At 55.8% G+C, this 20,457-nt stretch carries 21 protein-coding genes; 11 read left to right on the forward strand and 10 right to left on the reverse strand.

Annotated features, from left to right (window positions below; genetic code table 11):
- Positions 1-96: 96 nt before the first annotated feature.
- The 3 genes from rimK to rnd all read left to right on the forward strand — a co-directional run bounded on the left by rimK (position 97) and on the right by rnd (position 3,383).
- A complete protein-coding gene (gene rimK, locus UF64_RS10245) occupies positions 97-1,002 on the forward strand; it encodes a 30S ribosomal protein S6--L-glutamate ligase (protein ID WP_044828483.1) in 906 nt (301 codons plus the stop codon).
- 17 nt (positions 1,003-1,019) lie between these two features.
- Positions 1,020-2,117, forward strand: a complete 1,098-nt coding sequence (locus tag UF64_RS10250; RefSeq protein ID WP_082049676.1) for a succinylglutamate desuccinylase/aspartoacylase family protein — start codon at positions 1,020-1,022, stop codon at positions 2,115-2,117.
- A gap of 102 nt (positions 2,118-2,219) precedes the next feature.
- Entirely contained in the window at positions 2,220-3,383 is a 1,164-nt protein-coding gene (gene rnd / locus UF64_RS10255) for a ribonuclease D (protein WP_044828484.1), read from the forward strand.
- Positions 3,384-3,461: 78 nt separating this feature from the next.
- Here the strand turns inward: rnd and UF64_RS10260 are convergent, their stop codons facing one another.
- The gene (locus tag UF64_RS10260; protein ID WP_044828485.1) at positions 3,462-4,040 is read right to left on the reverse strand and encodes a TetR/AcrR family transcriptional regulator; all 579 of its coding nucleotides are present in this window, start codon (positions 4,038-4,040) and stop codon (positions 3,462-3,464) included.
- Positions 4,041-4,216: 176 nt separating this feature from the next.
- Here UF64_RS10260 and UF64_RS10265 point away from each other — a divergent pair, with 176 nt between their 5' ends.
- Both UF64_RS10265 and UF64_RS10270 read left to right on the forward strand, forming a co-directional pair.
- Complete coding sequence (locus UF64_RS10265) at positions 4,217-4,765, forward strand: carboxymuconolactone decarboxylase family protein (RefSeq protein ID WP_044828486.1); 549 nt, start codon at positions 4,217-4,219, stop codon at positions 4,763-4,765.
- 96 nt (positions 4,766-4,861) lie between these two features.
- Positions 4,862-5,326 (forward strand): DUF1348 family protein, encoded by a 465-nt coding sequence (locus UF64_RS10270; protein ID WP_044828487.1) that lies wholly within the window; start codon positions 4,862-4,864, stop codon positions 5,324-5,326.
- 7 nt (positions 5,327-5,333) lie between these two features.
- Here UF64_RS10270 and UF64_RS21065 read toward each other — a convergent pair whose 3' ends face one another.
- The 3 genes from UF64_RS21065 to UF64_RS10280 all read right to left on the reverse strand — a co-directional run bounded on the left by UF64_RS21065 (position 5,334) and on the right by UF64_RS10280 (position 6,950).
- The gene (locus tag UF64_RS21065) at positions 5,334-5,465 is read right to left on the reverse strand and encodes a hypothetical protein (RefSeq protein ID WP_255353097.1); all 132 of its coding nucleotides are present in this window, start codon (positions 5,463-5,465) and stop codon (positions 5,334-5,336) included.
- A 229-nt stretch (positions 5,466-5,694) separates the two neighbouring features.
- Positions 5,695-6,150, reverse strand: coding sequence for a nuclear transport factor 2 family protein (locus UF64_RS10275; RefSeq protein WP_044828488.1), 456 nt, complete (start codon positions 6,148-6,150; stop codon positions 5,695-5,697).
- Positions 6,147-6,950: an SDR family oxidoreductase gene (locus UF64_RS10280; RefSeq protein ID WP_044828489.1), complete on the reverse strand. Its 804-nt coding sequence runs from the start codon at positions 6,948-6,950 to the stop codon at positions 6,147-6,149. The genes UF64_RS10275 and UF64_RS10280 overlap by 4 nt, the downstream gene beginning before the upstream one ends.
- A 366-nt stretch (positions 6,951-7,316) precedes the next feature.
- Here UF64_RS10280 and UF64_RS10285 point away from each other — a divergent pair, with 366 nt between their 5' ends.
- Positions 7,317-8,237, forward strand: coding sequence for a LysR family transcriptional regulator (locus UF64_RS10285; protein WP_044828490.1), 921 nt, complete (start codon positions 7,317-7,319; stop codon positions 8,235-8,237).
- Positions 8,238-8,248: 11 nt separating this feature from the next.
- Here UF64_RS10285 and UF64_RS10290 read toward each other — a convergent pair whose 3' ends face one another.
- The 5 genes from UF64_RS10290 to UF64_RS10310 all read right to left on the reverse strand — a co-directional run bounded on the left by UF64_RS10290 (position 8,249) and on the right by UF64_RS10310 (position 13,592).
- Positions 8,249-9,220 carry a DUF1835 domain-containing protein gene (locus UF64_RS10290; protein WP_052657565.1) on the reverse strand — a complete coding sequence of 324 codons (972 nt, stop codon included), beginning with the start codon at positions 9,218-9,220 and terminating at the stop codon, positions 8,249-8,251.
- Positions 9,217-9,549, reverse strand: a complete 333-nt coding sequence (locus UF64_RS10295; protein ID WP_152630665.1) for a hypothetical protein — start codon at positions 9,547-9,549, stop codon at positions 9,217-9,219. Before UF64_RS10295 ends, UF64_RS10290 begins: the two co-directional genes overlap by 4 nt.
- A gap of 118 nt (positions 9,550-9,667) precedes the next feature.
- Positions 9,668-11,149, reverse strand: a complete 1,482-nt coding sequence (gene ppx, locus UF64_RS10300) for an exopolyphosphatase (protein WP_044828492.1) — start codon at positions 11,147-11,149, stop codon at positions 9,668-9,670.
- A 64-nt stretch (positions 11,150-11,213) separates the two neighbouring features.
- Positions 11,214-11,414 (reverse strand): hypothetical protein, encoded by a 201-nt coding sequence (locus tag UF64_RS20895; protein WP_044828493.1) that lies wholly within the window; start codon positions 11,412-11,414, stop codon positions 11,214-11,216.
- A gap of 30 nt (positions 11,415-11,444) precedes the next feature.
- Positions 11,445-13,592 carry an RNA degradosome polyphosphate kinase gene (locus tag UF64_RS10310; protein ID WP_044828494.1) on the reverse strand — a complete coding sequence of 716 codons (2,148 nt, stop codon included), beginning with the start codon at positions 13,590-13,592 and terminating at the stop codon, positions 11,445-11,447.
- Between the two features lie 211 nt (positions 13,593-13,803).
- Between UF64_RS10310 and UF64_RS10315 the strand changes: the two genes are divergently transcribed.
- The 4 genes from UF64_RS10315 to UF64_RS10330 all read left to right on the forward strand — a co-directional run bounded on the left by UF64_RS10315 (position 13,804) and on the right by UF64_RS10330 (position 18,337).
- Positions 13,804-14,352 carry a histidine phosphatase family protein gene (locus UF64_RS10315; protein WP_044828495.1) on the forward strand — a complete coding sequence of 183 codons (549 nt, stop codon included), beginning with the start codon at positions 13,804-13,806 and terminating at the stop codon, positions 14,350-14,352.
- Positions 14,353-14,593: 241 nt separating this feature from the next.
- Positions 14,594-16,381, forward strand: a complete 1,788-nt coding sequence (gene aspS, locus UF64_RS10320; RefSeq protein WP_044828496.1) for an aspartate--tRNA ligase — start codon at positions 14,594-14,596, stop codon at positions 16,379-16,381.
- A 163-nt stretch (positions 16,382-16,544) separates the two neighbouring features.
- The gene (locus tag UF64_RS10325) at positions 16,545-17,483 is read left to right on the forward strand and encodes an SPOR domain-containing protein (protein ID WP_235285027.1); all 939 of its coding nucleotides are present in this window, start codon (positions 16,545-16,547) and stop codon (positions 17,481-17,483) included.
- 23 nt (positions 17,484-17,506) lie between these two features.
- A complete protein-coding gene (locus tag UF64_RS10330; RefSeq protein WP_235285028.1) occupies positions 17,507-18,337 on the forward strand; it encodes an EipB family protein in 831 nt (276 codons plus the stop codon).
- A gap of 81 nt (positions 18,338-18,418) precedes the next feature.
- On the opposite strand, the gene UF64_RS10335 is transcribed toward UF64_RS10330, so the two are convergent.
- Positions 18,419-18,736 (reverse strand): helix-turn-helix transcriptional regulator, encoded by a 318-nt coding sequence (locus tag UF64_RS10335; RefSeq protein WP_044828499.1) that lies wholly within the window; start codon positions 18,734-18,736, stop codon positions 18,419-18,421.
- 690 nt (positions 18,737-19,426) lie between these two features.
- Here UF64_RS10335 and UF64_RS10340 point away from each other — a divergent pair.
- Entirely contained in the window at positions 19,427-20,359 is a 933-nt protein-coding gene (locus UF64_RS10340; RefSeq protein ID WP_044828500.1) for a histone deacetylase family protein, read from the forward strand.
- The last annotated feature ends 98 nt before the right edge of the window (positions 20,360-20,457 follow it).

Raw genomic sequence — 20,457 nt, forward strand, 5'->3', positions numbered from 1 at the left:
ACAGGGTCGTTTTACTTTCTGACAATTTCGCATTCGCCCGCAGCCGGTATCATACCGGACGCGCGCCGTTTATTTGCCGACCAAGGGGGACATCTTATGAAAATCGCGATGCTTGCACGCAATCCAAATCTTTACTCCCACAAACGGTTGGTCGAGGCGGCTGAAGAACGCGGGCATGAGCTTGACATCATCAATACCCTGCGGGTTTCGATGAATATCACGTCGCTCAAACCGGAAATCTATTATGGTGGATCGAAACTGACCGGCTATGACGCGGTGATCCCGCGTATCGGTGTGTCGGTGACCCAGTTCGGTCTGGCAGTGCTGCGCCAGTTTGAAATGATGGGTGTTTATCCGCTTAATGAATCTGTTGCCATTGGCCGGTCGCGCGACAAGCTGCGTTCGCTGCAGATCCTGGCGCGCCGGGGGATCGGCCTGCCGGTAACGGCCTTTGCCCATGATCCGAAAAAGACCGACGAGGTTCTTTCCATCGTCGGCGGTGCGCCGGTTGTGATCAAGCTTCTGGAAGGTACCCAGGGCATCGGTGTGGTTCTGGGCGAGACCGAGAAATCCGCCAAATCCGTGATCGAGGCGTTCCGTGGGGCCAATGTTGCCATCATGGTGCAGGAATTCATCAAGGAAGCCGGTAACAGCGATATTCGTTGCTTTGTGATTGGTGGCAAGGTGGTTGCCAGCATGGAACGCAAAGGGGCAGAGGGTGATTTCCGCTCCAACATTCATCGCGGTGGTTCGTCACGATCCATCCGCATCACGCCACAGGAACGCTCAACCGCGGTTGAAGCGGCAAAGGCGATGGGGCTGAATGTGTGTGGTGTTGATATCCTGCGGTCCAACCACGGGCCGGTGGTGATGGAAGTCAACTCGTCACCGGGTCTGGAAGGCATTGAAAATGCAACGGGCAAGGACATTGCCGGCATGATCATCGACTTCATGGAAAAAGATTTCAAACCCGGTAAGGTGCGGACCAAAGGCAAGGGTTAAGGGCAAGGGATACGACAATGAGCGAAACCGGATCACCGACGGGGAAAAGCAAAGCGCGAAAAACCCCAAAGACCCCAAAGACCCCTGACTTTGAAATCGCTGGGAAGAAGGTTGCTCCGGGCACGCGCCAGATTGTCGATATCCCGATTTCGCTTCTGTCCAACCACACGCCGGTTAATCTGACAGTCAATGTCGTGCATGGCAAACGGCCCGGGCCGGTGATTTTCGTCAGCGGTGCTGTCCATGGTGACGAGATTGTCGGGGTGGAGGTCATCCGCCGTGTGTTGAAGTCGCCAGCCCTTCGCGGCATGCGCGGTACTTTGCTGGCCGTGCCGGTGGTTAATGCGTTTGGTTTCTTGAACAATACCCGATATCTGCCCGACCGCCGCGATTTGAACCGGTGCTTCCCGGGGCATTCGCGCGGGTCGCTTGCCGCTCAGCTTGCCCATCTGTTCCTGCACGAGATTGTCGAACGATCGGACTTTGGCATCGACCTGCATTCAGCCGCCATTCACCGGGTTAACTTGCCGCAGATCCGGGTCAATGAAGACGATCCCAAAATCATGGAATATGCCGAGGCCTTTGGCGCGCCGATCATTCTGACCAGTCCGCTGCGCGACGGGTCGCTGCGTGAAGCCGCGCGCGAGCTTGGTGTGCCGATCCTGCTTTATGAAGCGGGCGAGGGGCTTCGGTTTGATGAAATGTCGATCCGTGCGGGGGTATCGGGCGTTTTGCGCGTGATGCGCAAACTGGGCATGTTGTCGCAACGCACTGTACGCGAACCGCGTGTGGCATCGTTCAAGTCATCGAACAGCCATTGGCTGCGTGCCCCGGCGGGCGGCATTTTGCGTACCTTCAAGCTGGCTGGCGAGTTCGTCCATGCCGGTGATGTGGTGGCCGCCGTTTCCGACCCGTTCGGGCAGCGTGACGAGGAAGTCGTGGTGCGTGAAGAAGGCCTGATAATCGGGCGAACCAACCACCCGATCGTCAATCAGGGCGATGCGCTGTTTCATATCGCGTCCATCAAGCGGCCATCGGAAGTTCAGGAACGTATGGACGCCATCGAAACCCACCTGCAATCCGATCCGCTTCTTGATGAGGATGAGATCATCTAGTCAGGCCTGGATGTTGTGGTGGTTTTCGCCTGAACGCGGTGAAGATCAGCTCTGCATCGAAGCCACTGGCGGATTGTGCTGCGCAATGCTATAGCAATCGACATGGAACCAATTACAACTACAGAAGAACTTCGCGATCTCTGTGAAAGATTGCGCAAGTTCGAATATGTCACTGTCGATACCGAATTCATGCGGGACTCGACCTATTGGCCGCAATTGTGTCTGGTGCAGCTGGCAAGTCCGGAGCCGTCCGATAACGGCGCTGCGGTCGATCCGCTGGCCGAGGGCATTGACCTTGCGCCGTTGTTCGAATTGATGCAGGACGAGGCCGTGGTCAAGGTCTTCCACGCCGCCCGTCAGGATATCGAGATTTTCGTCCATCTGTCGGGCAAGGTCCCCCATCCGGTGTTTGATACCCAGGTGGCGGCAATGGTGCTGGGCTATGGCGATCAGGTTGGCTATGAGACGCTGGTCAACAAGGTGGCGCGCAAAAGCATTGATAAATCGATGCGCTTTACCGATTGGTCGCGCCGGCCACTTTCGACCAAGCAGATCAGCTACGCGCTTTCCGATGTGACCCATCTGCGCGTGATCTATGAGGCATTCCACGAACGCCTTGAGGCCAATGGACGTGCCGTTTGGCTGTTTGAGGAAATGGAACGCCTGACTGATCCGTCGATCTATTCGATTGATCCGGCTGATGCGTGGAAACGGCTCAAGACCCGGTCCAACAGCCCGAAATTCCTTGCGGTCGCGCGTGCGCTTGGCGAATGGCGTGAAACCGAAGCGCAGCGCAAGAACCTGCCGCGCAACCGGATTTTGCGTGATGATACCTTGCTTGATATCGCGGCCCGTCAGCCGATGACGGACAAGGATCTTGATAAAACGCGCGGTGTTGGTCGGAACTTCGGGACGTCCAAACCGGGGCAGGCGATTATCGAGGCGATCAAGGCTGCCCTTGATACGCCGCAGGATCAGTGGCCGACGCCAAAACAGCGTATCGAACTGCCGGCCGGGATCGGCCCGACGGTCGAGTTGCTGAAAGTCCTGCTTAAACTCTGTGCCGAGGAAAAGGGCGTTGCCCAGCGTCTGGTGGCATCAAGCGATGATCTTCAGAACATCGCGGCTGATGACAATGCGGATGTTCCGGCCATGCGTGGTTGGCGACGTGATCTTTTCGGGCAATATGCCCTGCGTCTCAAACACGGGCAGCTTGGGCTTAAGCTTAAAGACGGCGAAGTGGTCTTTGTCGAACTTGATGACTGATAAGCATTTGCTGTGACGAACAAAAAACGGGGCCCGATGGCCCCGTTTTTGTTTTTGTGGGCCGGTTAAGGGCCGCTCTTACGCGGGCAGGGCGGCATCAAGCAGGGCGGTCGCCATGGTTTTGGCGATTTGGGCCGATTCGGGCATGCCGCGCACCTGGGCGGTGACAATTGCGCCTTCTTTCAGCAGGGCCAGTTCTTCGGCGAGTTGTTTCGGGTTGGCAGCCCCGGCCTTTTCACAAAGACCTTCGATATGGTTGAGAACACAAAGCTTGTGTTCGGCGGCGATCTTGTGGGCGGGGTGATCAAGCTTGGCGAATTCGCTTGATGCATTGATAAATGCGCAGCCGGAAAAGCCCATGCCCTTGAACGCACGGCCATGGAACCATTCTTCGAGCGCATCAAACATTGCGAGTAACTGATCGCGCGGGTTGGTGGAAGCCTTTTGCATTTCCGATGTCAGCCAGTCGCGGAACGTTTCATCACGACGGGTGAGGGCAGCCAGGATCAGTTCGTCCTTGGATTTGAAGTGCTTGTACATCGTCATTTTGGCGACGCCGGACTCGGCCAGGATCTTGTCGATTCCGGTGGCATTAAAGCCCTGTGTATAGAAAAGCCTGAGGGCGGTTTCGACAAGCACGTCGCGTTTGGATTTCAACTTTCTTCACTCCAATAGTCAGACCGGTCTGTATTCTTTTGGCGGGAAATCCGCAGAATAGCAAGCGTTTCGGATAATAGAACGGTCGTTTTAAAAATATGTTTGACAAGTAGACAGACCTGTCTGTATGTATGTTTTCAACGCTAATCAACCCGAACTTGTTAAGGAGAGTTTCAATGACCCGTATTTCTCTGCCTGCTTCGATCGATGCCGCCCCGGAGGCTTCCCAGCCGCTTCTTGAGGGCGTGAACAAGATGCTTGGTTCGGTTCCGAACCTGTTTCGTCTGACGGCAAACAGCCCGGCCGCCCTTGAAGGCTATCTTGGCCTTAATGGTGCCCTGTCAAAAGGGGCGCTTGACCCGCAAACCCGTGAACGCATTGCCCTTGCGGTGGCACAGATCAATGGCTGTGACTATTGCCTTTCGGCCCACACCTATCTGGGTAAGAACCTTGCCAAGCTTGATGACGCCGAGATCGCGGCAAACCGCAATGGGGGTTCCACCGATCAAAAGGCCGATGCGGCTGTCCGCTTTGCCGTGGCACTGGTGAAAAACCGTGGCCAGGTGTCTGAGGCTGATGTCAGTGCCGCCAAGCTTGCCGGTTACAGCGAGGCCGAACTGGTCGAGATCGTGGCGCATGTCGCGCTCAATACCCTGACCAACTACCTCAACGAAGCCTTTGATACCCCGATTGATTTTCCGGTGGTTAACGCCTCCGCAGCGTAACAACCGGCACTTCCCCCGGTCGGCTGTCCCCCCTCCGCATGTTGCTCCGAGCCGACCGGGGTCCCTTTATTGACCACAGACCAAAGGACAAGATTGATGTCACGGCCACCGCTTCCACCGTTTAACGTCGAAACCGCCAAACAGAAGGTCCGCATGGCCGAGGATGGCTGGAACAGCCGCGATCCCGAGAAGGTGTCGCTTGCCTATACGCCCGACAGCCGTTGGCGCAACCGGACCGAAATGTTTGAAGGCCGCGAAAACATCGTTGCGTTCCTGAGCCGCAAATGGGCGAAGGAAATCGAGTATCGCCTGATCAAGGAACTTTGGGCGTTTCATGAAAACCGCATCGGTGTGCGCTTTGCCTATGAATATCGCGATGATAGCGGCAACTGGTTCCGGGCCTATGGCAACGAGAACTGGGAATTTGATGAAGAAGGCCTGATGCGCCATCGCTTCGCGCAAATCAATGACAAGCCGATTACCGAGGAAGAACGTCTCTTCCGTTGGCCGCTTGGTCGCCGTCCGGATGATCATCCGGGGCTGTCAGACTTGGGATTGTAATCCCGATTTAGATTACCCCGCCATGTTCCGGTTCCGGCAACGGACAGGAAAGTTCGGCGGAAACAAGTTCTACCCGGCAGGCAAGGTGGTACGTCCCCGGTGCTGTCTTGCCTGCCACCCCGCAAAGGACCCTGAACATGATTGTTAAATATATCGCCTTTTCGATCACATCGACCGCCGTGCTTTTTGTCTCCTCCCTGCTGACATTTGCTCCGTAACGTCAGCTCCAAGATGCCTCCCTGAAAACTTGCCGGGCCCCTTTGTGGGCCCTTTTTTCTGTGGTGGCAGCAGTTTGAGGCGGAAACAACAACAGCCGCCCGATCAGTGGGCGGCTGTTTTTCGTTGAGGTGTTGGGACGCGGGGAGAACTCAGAACATCGTGTTGTCGTGGGGCATTTCGGCCGGGACGGGCTGGGCGACGTCCCAATGTTCGACGACCTTGCCATTGTCATCAAAGCGGAAGATGTCCATCACAGCGCGTTCGCCCTGTGCCGAGGTGGATCGGACGTGAAGCACGACCAGATCATCTTCGGCGATGGTGCGCACGATTTCAGCATGGATGGACGGATCGGCGGCCAGCCAGCCGGAAATGGCCGTTCGGAAACCTTCGATGCCGTCCGGTGCGACCGGGTTATGCTGAATATATTCGTCACCAATATACTGCGTGATCGCGCCGTCGACGTCCTTGTCGTTAAAGACCATTTCATAGAAGGCAACGGCGTTGGCGGTGTTGCGGTCCTCTATCTCGCCAGCGTGAAGCGATGGCATGAAGGCGAAGAGAGCGACCGGCAAGGCTGCCAGAAGATGGCGTTTTGATCCGATCATTTCAGCGCCTTTGCAACGAAGTCTTCGACAGATTGCGGCTTGCGGCCGACCAGGGTTTCGAAATCGCTGCTGACGGTTTCGTAGTCGCCTTTCTTTGCGCCGACATAAAGCCCTGCAAGGGCCTCAATAAGGTGGCCTGGCAGGCCGAGGCCACTCAGGATGCCGGTATGGACTTCGGCGGGCAGGTCAACGAATTTGACCGGTTTGCCGGTGGCATTGGCAATGTAGCTTGCGATCTCGTCATGGGTGACACCCTTGGTGCCGGTCAGATCATAGGTCTTGTTGATATGATCTGCCGGGTTGGCAAGGACGGTGGCGGCGGCTTCTGCCAGATCATTGCGCGGGATATAGGTGATTTTGGCATCACCGGCCGGCGCGCCGAAATCACCGGTTTCAAGCGCATGCGGAACACCGGCAAGCAGCAAGTCAGCATAGAAGCTGTTGCGCAGCAGGGTGTAGGCAAGGCCGCTTTCGCGGATGTAATTTTCGGTATCAAGGTGAATGGCCGAATAGGTGAAGTCGGCGTCGGCCTTGGGATCGATGATGCTGGTATAGACGATGTGTTTGACGCCTGAGGCCTTGGCAGCATCGACGGCTGTGCGGTGTTGTGCGATGCGTTTTGCGTTGTCATCCTCGGCCGAGATGATCAGCGCAGTATCAATGCCCTTGGCGCTAAGATCGGCGGCCTTTTCAGGGCCTCGGACACTTACGGCGATGTCATTTGCCGGGATGCGATCGAGCAGGTGTTTGACAACAAGGCTTCCGAGTTGGCCGGTGGCGCCAGTGATCAAGATGGTCATGTCAGTTTCTCCGATAAGGGGTCAGGTTAGAGCAATTTCCGTTTAGATCGAAACGTTTTGCCGGAGGCATTCTTCTGTCCTGCAAGGAGAGGATCGCCGAGCGTAGCGGTGCTACGGTCAAGATCCTTGACGCTGCGGGGCAGAAGAATGTCCCGGCCCAAAGGGTTCGGTTTGGCGATGTTTTGCGGCGTTACACCGCTTGAACGATGCCCCGCATCGCCCTTGCGCGCTGTGCCTTGCCAAACATCGCCAAACACGAACAAAACGCTTCGATCTAAACGGAAACTGCTCTATTGCCTGTTCATGGGAGGAATCTGGGCCGAATAATGCATGTAATCAATTCGATGAGTGTGATAATACATATGCATGAAAATCGATGATTTGGATCTTGATTATCGCCTGCTTCGGCTGTTCCTGACGATCTATGACGAGGGATCGGTGACGGCAGCCGCGCACCGCCTTGACATCGGGCAACCCACGGTCAGTCATGGGCTGGACCGGTTGCGCCAGATTATTGGTGATCCGCTGTTTGTGCGGTCGGGCCGGTCCATTGCACCAACCGCGCATGCCGATGAAATCGCCCCGCAGGTCCGGATGCTTTTGCAAGGTATGCGGAGCCTGACCCGTGTGGTGGCGTTTGATCCTGATAATGCCGATCACTCTGCGCATTTTGTGATCGGGGCCAATGACTATGAGGTGGCGGTGGTTCTGCCCGGGCTGATGAAGCGGCTGCAGAATTGTGCGGCCGATGTGCGGCTCAAGGTTCTGTCGGTGCCGGGTGTGGACAGGACTGTCAGATGGCTGCGCGATGGTACGATTGATCACGCGATCAGTATCGATCACTCAGGCAAGCATGGTGATATTGCCCGCCAAGGCCTGTTTGTTGAACGGATGCGGTGCTTTTATGATCCGGCCTTTCATGATCATCCGCCCGATACGTTGGACCGCTATTGTGCGGCCAGTCATGCACGCGTGATGATCGGGGCCAATGACAGTTCGCAAATTGATGACATCCTGCGCGGGCTTGGTCGGTCTAGGCGCACAGCGCTTCAGGTGCCGACCTTTGCCAGCGTTGCCAACCTGATCCGCGGTACGGACATCATCGCCACTCTACCATCGCGACTGTCAGGCTCCATGATGCAGGGCTTTGGCGAGTTCGACCTGCCACTGGACTTCCCGGAATACGGCTTTGCCCAATACTGGCATGTGCGTAACGCCGCGAATGCCGCGCATAAGTGGCTTCGTGGGGAGATTTTCCGGGTGTCGCGCGGGTTGGGCGAGGTGTAGGGGCTCGACTTTTAATCCATGTGTGACGGACTGATCCGAACACCACCGACCCAGCGGGTGCCGGTGAAGTTATCCAGGAAATTGCGGGTGCCGGCCAGGGTTTCCTGGCCGGTGTTGGTGAGGGTTATGGTGCGGGTGGACCAGTTGGTGTCAGGTTCTAACGGGGACAGGGTGAAGAGTGGGTTCTTGCAGTTCATCATCCATTGGACTTCGGACCAGAACATCAGATCGCCGAGATAGGGCAGCGGGTCGTAGCTTCGCATCAAATGGCCGAAGACCTTGCCGAGTGGCATCGGGCCCAAATCACTGATGATTTGCAGGGTCAGGCTTTGGGTCAGGCCAAGGCCGGTTTTTCGATCGGGCAGTTCGGCGAGGTGGCGTTTGAGGGCTGCTGGCATGTGGGGCAGGGGCGCGTTTTCTGTTTCCGCAAGTGCCTGTAGATCGGCTGGATCGTCTTGGTGAAGTGCCTTCCAGACCTTGGTGCCGAATGTCAGCATGTCGCTACTAAGCGATGTTTTGTGATTTTCCCAGCACCAGATCAGCCCATTGGGGGAGAGTTGGCCGAGGCCGATGAAGCGGTCGATGGGTTCAAACTCTGGCGCCTGGTTGACCGATATAACATCAATCTCGGTTTCTGGCTGGATAGTCGCGATGGCGTCCATCAGGAAGGCCAGAATAAGCTGGTCGTAGCTGTCATGTTCAAACCACAGCACGACATGGTCATAGCTGCCAAGGCCATCAAGCGCATCATATTCGCCGCGCAATCGCGCGAGCGCGTCTTGGTCGGGAAGGTCAAAAGAACCGGAGATGAAGGCGGCACGCGTTTCGATAAACGCATCGCGTGGCAGGTCGGGCACCGGTCCCTGACAAAACGGATCGGAAAATTCAAGGAAATCGCCGATGAAACCGGCAGTTTTCAACATTTCGCGGATATCGGAGCCACAGCGCAGATGCAGGGTGGCTTTGGTGTCGAGAGGGTTCATGTCACTGAGCTTGTGGCTGCCTTGAGTGCAGTCAGCAACGAGAGCATGTTGTCGGGCACATCGCTTGAGGTGATTTTTGCGTCAGTTATATCATCGCCGGCATTGGCAAATAGCGGCGCGATCTCGCCCAGTCTGCTGCCCCGAAGCGCGATGAGTATATCAATGAGTGATTTCTCTTCATCGCTTGCGGCGGCGCGCAGTTTGTCAATTCCGTCATCGTCGTCGGGCAGGAGAGTGATTTCCTGACAAAGTGTCTGAAAAGACATGTTTGCCAGTGTCGCGACGATGTCGTGCGGATGGTGATCGGATGGTTGCTTGGTATCGGTCACGACACGGCACTCCTGATCAGGAAAAAGGGCCGTAATCGTGCCGGTTTTGGTGTGTCGCGTCAATGAAATGCGCGCTTGGAGTGTGTGGTGTCGGGGGCAGTCAGCCACTTCGCGTGGCTTATTCGGCCAATCGGACGACACTTTCGCGGTTCATCAGCTTGGCCAGTTTCGACAGACGCTGTTCAACGACTTCGCCGTAAAGGGCTGCGGCCTGCTTTTCGAATTGCAGGATCAGTTTGCCGTCTTCAAGCAGCAGTTGGGTGCGCGGCAGGATACCCTCAACCCCGCCAGACAGGGTATGGCCCAAACGAATGACGTGGCCGAAAAGACGACCTGTGAGGCGGTCATCGTCGCTCAGGATACGGTCGCTTGCCTCATCGCCCTTGAAATTGCCGGTATAGCGCGAACCAATGGTGTAGGCGAGGAACACCCGGTCATGGTGATTAAGGTCGATATAGGGGTGACGTAGAATGCGGTGGTAGCTTTGGATCGCGCGGTAATCGGGATGCTCGTTCCAGCCGATATCGCCGATGATGCAGGCGGCCAAACGCAGGCGTTCGATATTGACCGGCAGTTCGGAAAAGATCGGCGCACACCATTGGGCGACTTCTTCGCCGTGCTGATGGAACCGTTCGCCGTCCTCGGCAAAGCTGAAGCAGGCTTCAAGCACCGGATCGCGTTGCCGCAGATCTTCGGGCAGGACTTCATACATCCAGCCTTCACGCAGCCCATGGCCGGAAAAGACAACCTCGCTTGGTTTCATGCGGGTCATCAGCATGTTCATGACAAGCGATGCATGCGGCAGGCTGTCGATACGGCGTTTTGAAACCCCGCCGATCTTTTCAAGCGATACGCGGCTTTGCTGCGAGATGATATGGGTGAGTTCGGCCATTTCCGATTGGGGCATGGCAAGGTTATGGACCACCGAAATCGGATAGTTTTCCTGGGCAATGAAAAGCTTGGCGATCGAACGCCAGGAGCCGCCAACCGCATAAAGCTGCTGGCCTTTGCCCTCAGACAGCCAGTCGACGGTATCAAGGTGCTGATTTATCTCGGCCGTCAGGCGCGCGCGGTCAGACCCGAACACCGTATGCAGGCGCATGGCCCCCAGAGGCAGGCTGACGCGTTTCTTGATCTCGCCCTTATCAAGCAGGACCAGTTCAAGCGACCCGCCACCGATATCGCCCATGATGCCTGATGCCATCGGATCGCCAGATATGATGCCAAGGGCGGACAGGCGGGCTTCTTCAAGGCCGTCAATCACCTTGACCGTAAGCCCGGTTTCCGATGCCACACGATCACAGAATTCCTTGCCGTCGGTGGCAGCCCGCACAGCAGCGGTCGCCAACACATCGACATGGGTGACCTTCATCGCACGCAGAAGGGTGGAGAAGCGGTGCATGGCGACAACGGCAAGCTCGACCCCCTCGGGGTTGAGCCGGCCGGTATTGTCGGGATCGCGGCCAAGGCCGCACATGACCTTTTCATTGAAGATCGGCATTGGCGCGCGGGTCATGCCATCAAAAATGACAAGCCGCACAGAGTTGGAGCCAACATCTATGATCGCGATGCGGTTGGAAGCCCGTTGGTCAGTCAGCATAGGGTCTTGGCACCTGTTGGTCGTCTGTAGGGTTAGGACCTACTAATTTGGTTCGAATGGTCGCTCAGATTTGTGCGGATACGCGGAGCAAAACCGCAGGAAGATACATTTCTTTCAAGGTTTGGCGACAAAGTAGGCTGTGCAAATCTGAGCGATCCAAAGGACAGAGCTTATATTTGCGAACTCCTGCGTCAAATCCCTTGCGCGGGATGCCGACCCGCTCGGCGGGCTTTTCCTTGTATTTCACAAATATAAGCTCTGCCATTCTAATCAAATTAATAGGTCCTAACCCTATCTAGTCATCAAGCTCTAGCACGGGAACATTCGGGTCGGCTTGATCCAGCGCACTTCCGCGACCGGAAAGTGACGGATTGGTCATGAAATATTTGTGCGACGAGAATGCGTTTTCATCTGCCTCGCAGCGTTCATAGGAACCGTCTGCCTGCAGATGCCATGCCTGTGCGGTATCCTTGAGGTTGGCAATCATGATCTGTTCAACAATCTGTTGCTGACAGGTCGGATTTTCAACCGGGACCAGCGTTTCAACACGGCGGTTAAGGTTACGCGGCATCCAGTCGGCCGAGGAAATAAACGCCTTGGCCTTGCGTGACGGAAGCTTCGCGCCGTTGGCAAAGACCACGATGCGCGAATGTTCAAGGAAGCGGCCGACAATCGATTTGACGCGGATATTTTCCGAAAGCCCCGGTACACCCGGACGCAGGCAGCAAATGCCACGCACCACCAGTTCGACATGAACACCGGCCTGGCTTGCACGATAAAGCGCATCAATCACCACCGGGTCGACCAGACTGTTCATCTTGGCCCAGATACCGCACGGCTTGCCGGCCTTGCAGTTCTCGATTTCCTGATCGATGTGGGTCAAAAGCGTCGGACGCAGGGTATGCGGCGCAATCGCGATTTTTTCAAGCGACCGCGGCGTGGCGTAACCCGTCATGAAGTTAAAGATATTGGCTGCATCACGGCCCAATGCCGGATCGCAGGAGAAGAACGAGATATCGGTATAGAACTTCGCTGTGATCGGGTGATAGTTGCCCGTCCCGAAGTGGGTATAGGTGCGAAGGCCGTGGGTTTCACGGCGGACCACCAGCGAAATCTTGGCGTGCGTCTTCCAATCGAGGAAGCCGTAGACCACCTGACAGCCAGCACGTTCAAGATCGGCCGCCCAACGCAGGTTGGCTTCTTCGTCAAAGCGCGCCTTGAGCTCGACCATGGCAGTGACGGATTTTCCGGCCTCGGCAGCGGCGATCAGGGCTTTGACGATCGGGCTGTTTTCCGACGTGCGATAGAGCGTCTGTTTGATGGTGACGACATCGGGGTCACGTGCGGCCTGCAAAAGGAACTGGACCACCACATCGAAATCTTCGAACGGGTGATGGACGACCAAATCCTTTTTGCTGATCGCAGCAAAGCAATCGCCACCAAAGTCGCGTACCCGTTCCGGATAGCGTGCGGCATAGGGCGAAAACAGCAGGTCATGATGCAGATCAGAGTCGATCAGCTGTTTGACATCGACAACGCCTAAAAGGCCATCGACCTTGACGACTTCTTCGAGCGCGACATCAAGTTCATCAATGACGAAATCAAGCATGTCTTCGGGCATCGCCGCATTGACCTTGAGGCGGATGATGCTGCCACGACGACGGCGTTTCAGGGCAGTTTTGAAAACGCGGACCAGATCTTCGGCTTCTTCTTCGATTTCCACGTCCGAGTCACGAATGACGCGGAAGAAACCGTGTTCGATCATATCAAAGCCCGGGAACAGCTTGCCAAGATAAAGCAAGATCGCCTGTTCGACCGGAAGATAACGTTCCGTGCGGCCCGGCAGGCGCAGGAAGCGACCGATCTTCTGCGGCACCGGGATCAGACCGCGCATATTGTGCCCGTCAGCCGGATCAAACAGCTGCATGACGATGGCAAAGCCAAGGTTCGGAATGAACGGGAAGGGGTGCGACGGATCAATGGCAAGCGGGGTCAGCGTCGGGAAGATTTCGCGCATGAAATAGCCATCAAGCCATTTCCGGTCCGTCTGGGTCAGGTCGGTCTTATCAATGACCGAGATGCCCTGTTTTTCCATCTCGCTGCTGAGCTGGCGCCAGACGCGTTGCTGATCCTGCATCAACTGGTTGGCGTCAAAGGTAATGGCGCGCAGCTGTTCGGACGGGCTCATGCCATCCTGGCTGACCTTGGTCATGCCGGCACGCACCTGACCAACGAGGCCGGCGACGCGCACCATGTAAAATTCATCAAGGTTGCTGGCTGAAATCGACAGGAAACGCAGTCTTTCAAGCAGCGGGTGGCCCTTTTTCTGGGCTTCCTCAAGAACGCGATTGTTGAATGCCAGCCACGATAATTCGCGGTTAATAAAGCGGCTTTCCGAATCAATGGTGATCGCGCTTGATTGAACTGCAGCGGCGTGTGTCACGCTATGCCTCCTGCGGATTGAGGGACCGTCTTTGAATTTATGCGACAGTGCCCGGTTGCAAATGGAGTATAGGATAACTGCTTGGGTGGGTGCAATTTTCTTAAATTTATATGTCAGTTTTTCTGATGGCATCGAAGCCCGCGATATGGCATGCAGGAACACCGTTTGATCATCATTTGCGCCTACTAGGTCAGCCTAGAGAAACGAAGACATGAAAACGCTGTTGTTGCTTCGGCATGCCAAATCAAGCTGGGCGGACCCGGGTCGCGCCGACCATGATCGGGAACTGAACCGTCGTGGTGAAAAGGCAGCCCCGTTTATGGGGCGCTATTTGCGTCAGCATGAACTGGTGCCCGATTTGATCTGGTGTTCGACGGCGGCGCGCGCGGTGCAGACCCTTGGCCTTCTGGGGCGCGATTTCGCGACCGATGCGGATGTGATCTATAACGAAGATCTCTATATGGCGAGCGAGCGGGTGCTGCTTGAAAACCTGCATCACACCCATGAAGACGCCAAGCATGTGATGTTTGTCGGCCATAATCCGGGGATCGAGGTGTTTGCCCAGTCGCTTTTTGGGGCGGGGAACGAGAGCGCGCGAGAAAACATGGCGCGCAAATATCCGACCTGTGGTCTGGCCCATTTTGAATTCGATGTCGATCACTGGGGCGAAATCGCACCGGGGGCCGGACGGTTGATCGACTTTATCAAGGTCAAGGATCTTCAGGCGGTCAAGATCAGTGCAGAGCCAATCACCCAATGATTTGCTGATCTGCGTTGACTGATCTGCATTACTGGCACTTGACGAAGACGGCCTGTCCGCGTTTTATACCGCTGAAATTTTGAGATGCCGCGCCGATTGGGCAGGGGAACATCACAACAAGCACCACGGATAGTACCGTTGTGGGCATGTTGTGGTGCGTTTTTTGTTTGACAGCGCGGGTCTGGCATGCACCTTTGCGGCCAAATTTACGGCCCGAAATATAAAGCAACCTGGAATGACAATGCATCCTTTTCGCTCACACAATTGTAATGCGCTGCGCGCGACTGACGCCGACGCGGAAGTTCGCCTGTCTGGCTGGATTCACCGTAAACGTGACCACGGCAACCTTCTGTTCGTTGACCTGCGCGACCATTACGGCATCACCCAGGTCGTGATCGACATTTCGAGCCCGCTGTTTGAAACGCTTGATAAAGCGCGCGCCGAAAGCGTGATCACGGTCGATGGCAAGGTTGTCAAACGTACGGCTGAGACCATCAACCCGAATCTTCCGACCGGCGAAATCGAAGTTTATGCTTCGAACATCGAAGTTCAGTCTTCGGCCGAAGTTCTGCCGATGCCGGTCTTTGGCGATGTTGAATACGGCGAGGAAGTTCGCCTGCGTCACCGTTATCTCGACCTGCGTCGTGAAAGCGTGCATTCGAACATCGTTCTGCGTTCCAAGGTCATCTCGGCCATGCGTCAGAAAATGACCGCACAGGGCTTCCTTGAGATCCAGACGCCGATCCTGACGGCAAGCTCGCCGGAAGGTGCACGTGACTTCCTGGTGCCGTCGCGTATGCATCCGGGCAAGTTCTATGCCCTGCCGCAGGCGCCGCAGCAGTTCAAACAGCTGCTGATGGTTTCGGGCTTTGACAAATACTTCCAGATCGCACCGTGCTTCCGCGATGAAGATGCCCGTGCCGACCGTTCGCCGGGTGAGTTCTATCAGCTCGACTTCGAGATGGCCTTTGCCACCCAGGAAGACGTGTTTGCAGCAATCGAGCCGGTTCTGCATGACATCTTTGTCGAGTTCGGCGGTGGTCGCGATGTGACCCCGTATCCGTTCCCGCGCATTCCGTTCGATGAGTCGATGGCGAAATACGGATCCGACAAGCCGGATCTGCGTAACCCGCTGATCATTTCCGACGTCACCGAGCCGTTCCGTGGTTCGAGCTTTGGCATCTTTGCCTCGAACATCGAAAAGGGTTCGGTGGTTCGTGCGATCCCGGCAACCGGTGCTGCATCGCGCCCGCGCAGCTTCTTTGACAAGCTGAACAACTGGGCACGTGATGAAGGGGCTGCTGGCCTTGGTTACATCGTTTACGGCGAAGACGGCGAAGCAAAAGGCCCGATTGCCAAGAACCTTGATGCCGATCGCATCGCACAGATCAAGGAAATCACCGGCGTTGCCAATGGCGATGCGGTCTTCTTTGCCTGTGACAAGGAACTGGCAGCTGCCAAGTTTGCCGGCAAGGTTCGTGACAAGGTTTGTGACGAGCTGGAACTGCGCGAAGAAGGCATGTTCAAGTTCTGCTGGATCGTTGACTTCCCGATGTATGAGGAAGACGACGACGGCAAGATCGAATTCAGCCACAACCCGTTCTCGATGCCGCAGGGTGGCCTTGAGGCACTGGAAAGCATGAACCCGCTTGATATCAAGGCGTGGCAGTATGACATCGTGTGTAACGGTATCGAGCTGTCGTCGGGTGCCATTCGTAACCATCGCCCGGACATCATGTATCGCGCGTTCGAAATTGCCGGCTATGGCAAGGACGTTGTCGAAGAACAGTTTGGCGGCATGCTTAACGCATTCAAATACGGCGCCCCGCCGCACGGTGGTTCGGCCCCGGGTGTTGACCGTATCGTCATGCTGCTGGCCGATGAGCCGAACATTCGTGAAGTCATTGCCTTCCCGCTGAACCAGCAGGCACAGGATCTGATGATGAATGCCCCGGCAGAAGTTGAAGACAAGCAGCTTAAAGAACTGCATCTGCGTGTTCAGTTGCCGCCGAAGGCGAAAAAAGACTGATGTGTTTTGGGGGTACCCAAATCATAGAATGATCAAACGGCCCGGAAATTTCCGGGCCGTTTTGTTTTTGACGCCGTTTGATTGCTGATCGTTACCTAATATTAACGGGCTTTGGGCCACTGTAGCCGGGGAAAAGAACATTTGATCCTTCGGGGGATGGCCTGTGAGAAAGATACTTGTGGTGGCAGCGCCTTTGGCGCTTAGCGCGTGCGGTGGTCCGATTGAGCTGACCGTGGCCAAGCTGGCCGGTGATTTGATCAGCTATGTGTCGACGGGCAAAAGCACGACCGACCATGCGGTATCGTTTGTTGCCGAACAGGATTGCGCACTGCATCGCCCGTTGTTTGAGCAAGACATCTGCAAGGACGAAGAGACGGTTTTGGCCGAAGAAGCCGCAGCCCTTGCCGTGATGGGCGAGCCTGAAATCAAAGAAGAAATCCGCGCAGCCCGCCCGGAAATCTATGCGGTGAATGCCCCGGCAGAAGATTGGTCGGAACCCAGCACAAGTGCCATGCGCTCCAACGCGATTGTCACGACCAACCTGCCGCCGCTGACCCCGAAAAAGAATGTTGCTGATGCGGAGCCGGTTGAGGTGGCATCCGCCCGTGATCAGATCGAAGTGGAAGATTTGCCGGTCGCAACGGGTGATCTGGGCCCGATTGATCCGCAGGTCGAAGCCGATGCCGCCGTTGCAGGTTATGTCAGTGACGAGCCGTTGACCGAGGTCGAGGCACCAAAGGAAACCATGACCGCCGCACTGGTCGATCCGACCACCATGGAAGACGGGGTTGATGCGATTGCGGCGCCAGTTGATGCCGCCCTTGATGGTGATGCGCTTGCCGGTGATGATCTTGCCGCGCCGCTGCCGGGTGATTATGTGGTATTGGCAAGCTTTGCTGATGAAGCCCGCGCGCAAAAAGCACTTGGCATCTATGCGGAATACCAGCCGCGCCTTTTGAATGCTGAAGTGAAGGGGAAACCTTATCTTCGGGTTGCGGTCGGGCCGCTTTCGGCAGAGCATGCACATGATTTGCGCCTTCTTGCTGCCAAAAAGGGGATTGAAAATCCCTGGATTGTCGGAGTTACCGCCACCGGAGAGTGATGTTGTCTGGATTATTTTCAGAGATGAAGCAACGTCAGCGTTCCTTTAAAGGAGCGCTGATCTTTTGTTTGGGCCTTGGTGGCTGTGCCGCGCAGGCGGGGAATGTGAGTGGCATTGAAGATGCCATCGTGCCGCATGTTGCGGAATATCATTTCAAGATGACCCATGCGGAGCAGGGCAGCTCGATCGTGGATGCGTCCGGTGTGCTTGGTTATCGCTTTGAGAAGATGTGCGATGGCTGGGTCACTGAAATGCAGCAGATCATGATCCTGCAGGGATCGGAAGGCACACCGATCAATTCGGCTTATTCCATGACCCAGTGGGAAGATTTCGCCGGCACGGAATACCGTTTCCGCATGCGCGATTATCTTGATGGCACCAAGGTCGATGAAGTCGTCGGCAAGGCGATCCGCGATGACGGCATGGTCAAGGTGACCTATGAAATTCCGGTCGAGGTCGAAGAAGAACTTCCGGCCGATGCCCTGTTCCCGACCCAGCATTCATTGATGCTGCTGAAACGTGCGCAGGGTGGCGAGCGGTTCGCCAATGATCTGGTGTTTGATGGCAGCGGCGATGCGCCGACCAACCGGGTGGCCGTGGTGATTTCAGATCGCAAGGATGCCGATAATGCCGCCGATGATCCCGATGGCATTGCAAGCAGTGCGTTTCATCGCATGAACCTGGCGTTCTATCCGCTGGGCGCGGCTGAAAACGGGCCATCGACCGAGATGGCAGTGGATTTTGCTGAAAACGGTGTCGCGCACGGGATGCGGTTTGACTATGGCGAGTTCGAAGTGCTGGGCACGCTTGACAAGGTCAGTCGCCTGCCGCTGCCGGAATGCGGACCACAGTAAAAGCAAGCCATCGCAGATTTCAGATATAAAAAAGCCTGCCTAAAAAAGGCAGGCTTTTTTAGTGGGGAGTGCCCGGATGTTTTACGCAGCAACGGACTTGCGCGAGGCATTGCAATAAAGTCCGTAGAGGGTCTCGATCACGCGCAGAGCATCATCACCATTCAGGGAATAGTAGATGGTCTGTGCTTCGCGGCGAGTCTGTACGAGCTTGTCGCGACGCAGGCGTGCAAGATGCTGCGAGAGGGCGGACTGGCTTAGCCCGACAATACGTTCGAGTTCGCCAACCGACTTTTCGCCTTCATTAAGTTGGCAAAGGATAAGCAGTCTGCTCTGATTGCTCATGGCCTTTAACAGGGTGCTCGCCTGTTCGGCCTTTTCTTCTAGGTTGTTAAGTTCCATTTGGCTTCCTTATAAGCCTGACCGCAAGCGGCCATTGTCCCAACGAAAATTCGACAATGCGCCAGTCGGAGCCATCAGGTGGCGCGTATCCAACTGACGTGAAGTCACATCGGTATTGCTACCGAAAGGATTGTGACCTCTGCCACCAACAAACCACAAGGATTAGTCGGTAAACTTATTCTCAAGTATATTACAAATCTGTCAAGAGAGTGTTTACTCGTATGTCCCTGCTGTTGGGGCGGTTTTTACCGGAAAACCGGCTTGTCGAACGTTCTTCCATGCATCAGATTTTTCTCTGACGATTTCGATTATGAACCCTTCGGGGCGATATCGCACAACACATTTGCGTCATATGATCTGCCCGTAAGGGTCTGCTCCTGTTCAAATGAGGGCCCGGTTGCTCGTCCGGACTCGCATTTGATGTGAGTATATACAAACCCGAGAAAACGGCAAAACTGTGAAAGTAATGGTGGTAAATTGCTATGCAGCAGATGATGCTTTTGTCGAAGGCCAAAGAGCTTGCGCAAATGCGCTTTGATATGCTGATTTAGAACAAAGAAAAGCGCATCGATTTGCGCTAGAACTATTCAAACAGGACATAAAAAAGGGATGCGGTTAACGCAGGCCCGGCATCCGGGGGTTGCCCGGGGCAGCACCGTGTTTGAACTTTCAGGAAGGCGATCCAGAAAAATGGCGACTTTGTTCGTGTCCCACCACGATTGCATCGATCATGATACCGGCCCCGGACATCCGGAATGTGCCGATCGTTTGCGCGTTGTTCAGCGCGTGTTCGAGGCCGAGGAATTCATGTTCCTGCATCGCGAAGAAGCGCCACTGGCCGATCTTGATCTGATCAAGACCGTCCATGACCCGGCCTATGTCGACAAGGTGATGGCAACCATCCCGGCTGAAGGCATCGTGTCGCTTGATGGCGATACTTATGTTTCGCCTGGATCGGGCAAGGCGGCCTTGCGTGCGGCCGGTGGGGCCTGCATTGCGGTCGATGCGGTGATGGAAGGGCATGAAAAGAACGCCTTTGTTGCCACCAGACCACCGGGGCACCACGCGGAATATGACCGTGCGATGGGCTTTTGCCTGTTTAACAATGCGGCGATCGCGGCCCAGCATGCGCGCAAGAAATTTGGCATCAAACGCGTGGCGGTGATGGATTTCGATGTCCATCACGGCAATGGCACGCAGGACCTGTTTTATAACGATGCGGACCTGTTTTATTGCTCCACGCATCAATGGCCGCTTTATCCCGGTACCGGGGCAGAGACCGAGCGCGGCTGTGCAAACAATATCCTCAATGTCGGGCTTCCGGCAGGGTCAGGCACGGTCGAACTTCAGGAAGCCTTCAATTCAACCGTGCTGCCCGGTATTGCTGCGTTCAAACCGGAACTTCTGATCATTTCGGCGGGGTTTGATGCCCACAAGAATGATCCGCTGGCAGGGTTGTGCTTTGAGACGAGTGACTTTGTCTGGATGACCAAGCAGTTGATGAACCTTGCCGAGGAACAATGCGGCGGGCGTGTCGTGTCGCTGCTTGAAGGGGGCTATGATCTGCCGTCGCTTGCCAGCAGTGCCGTGCAGCATGTCCGGACATTGATGGGTGCGCATTAAGCGCTACAAAGCGTGCGTGCCCTATGCCTGCCAAAAGCGTTTCAGTCAGACGAAATTGCGTTCTGTCCGGTTGCCCTGATCGAGACTTGCGCGTAAAC

The organism is Thalassospira sp. HJ (genome assembly GCF_000948415.1).
In the GTDB taxonomy this organism is placed as follows: Bacteria; Pseudomonadota; Alphaproteobacteria; order Rhodospirillales; family Thalassospiraceae; genus Thalassospira.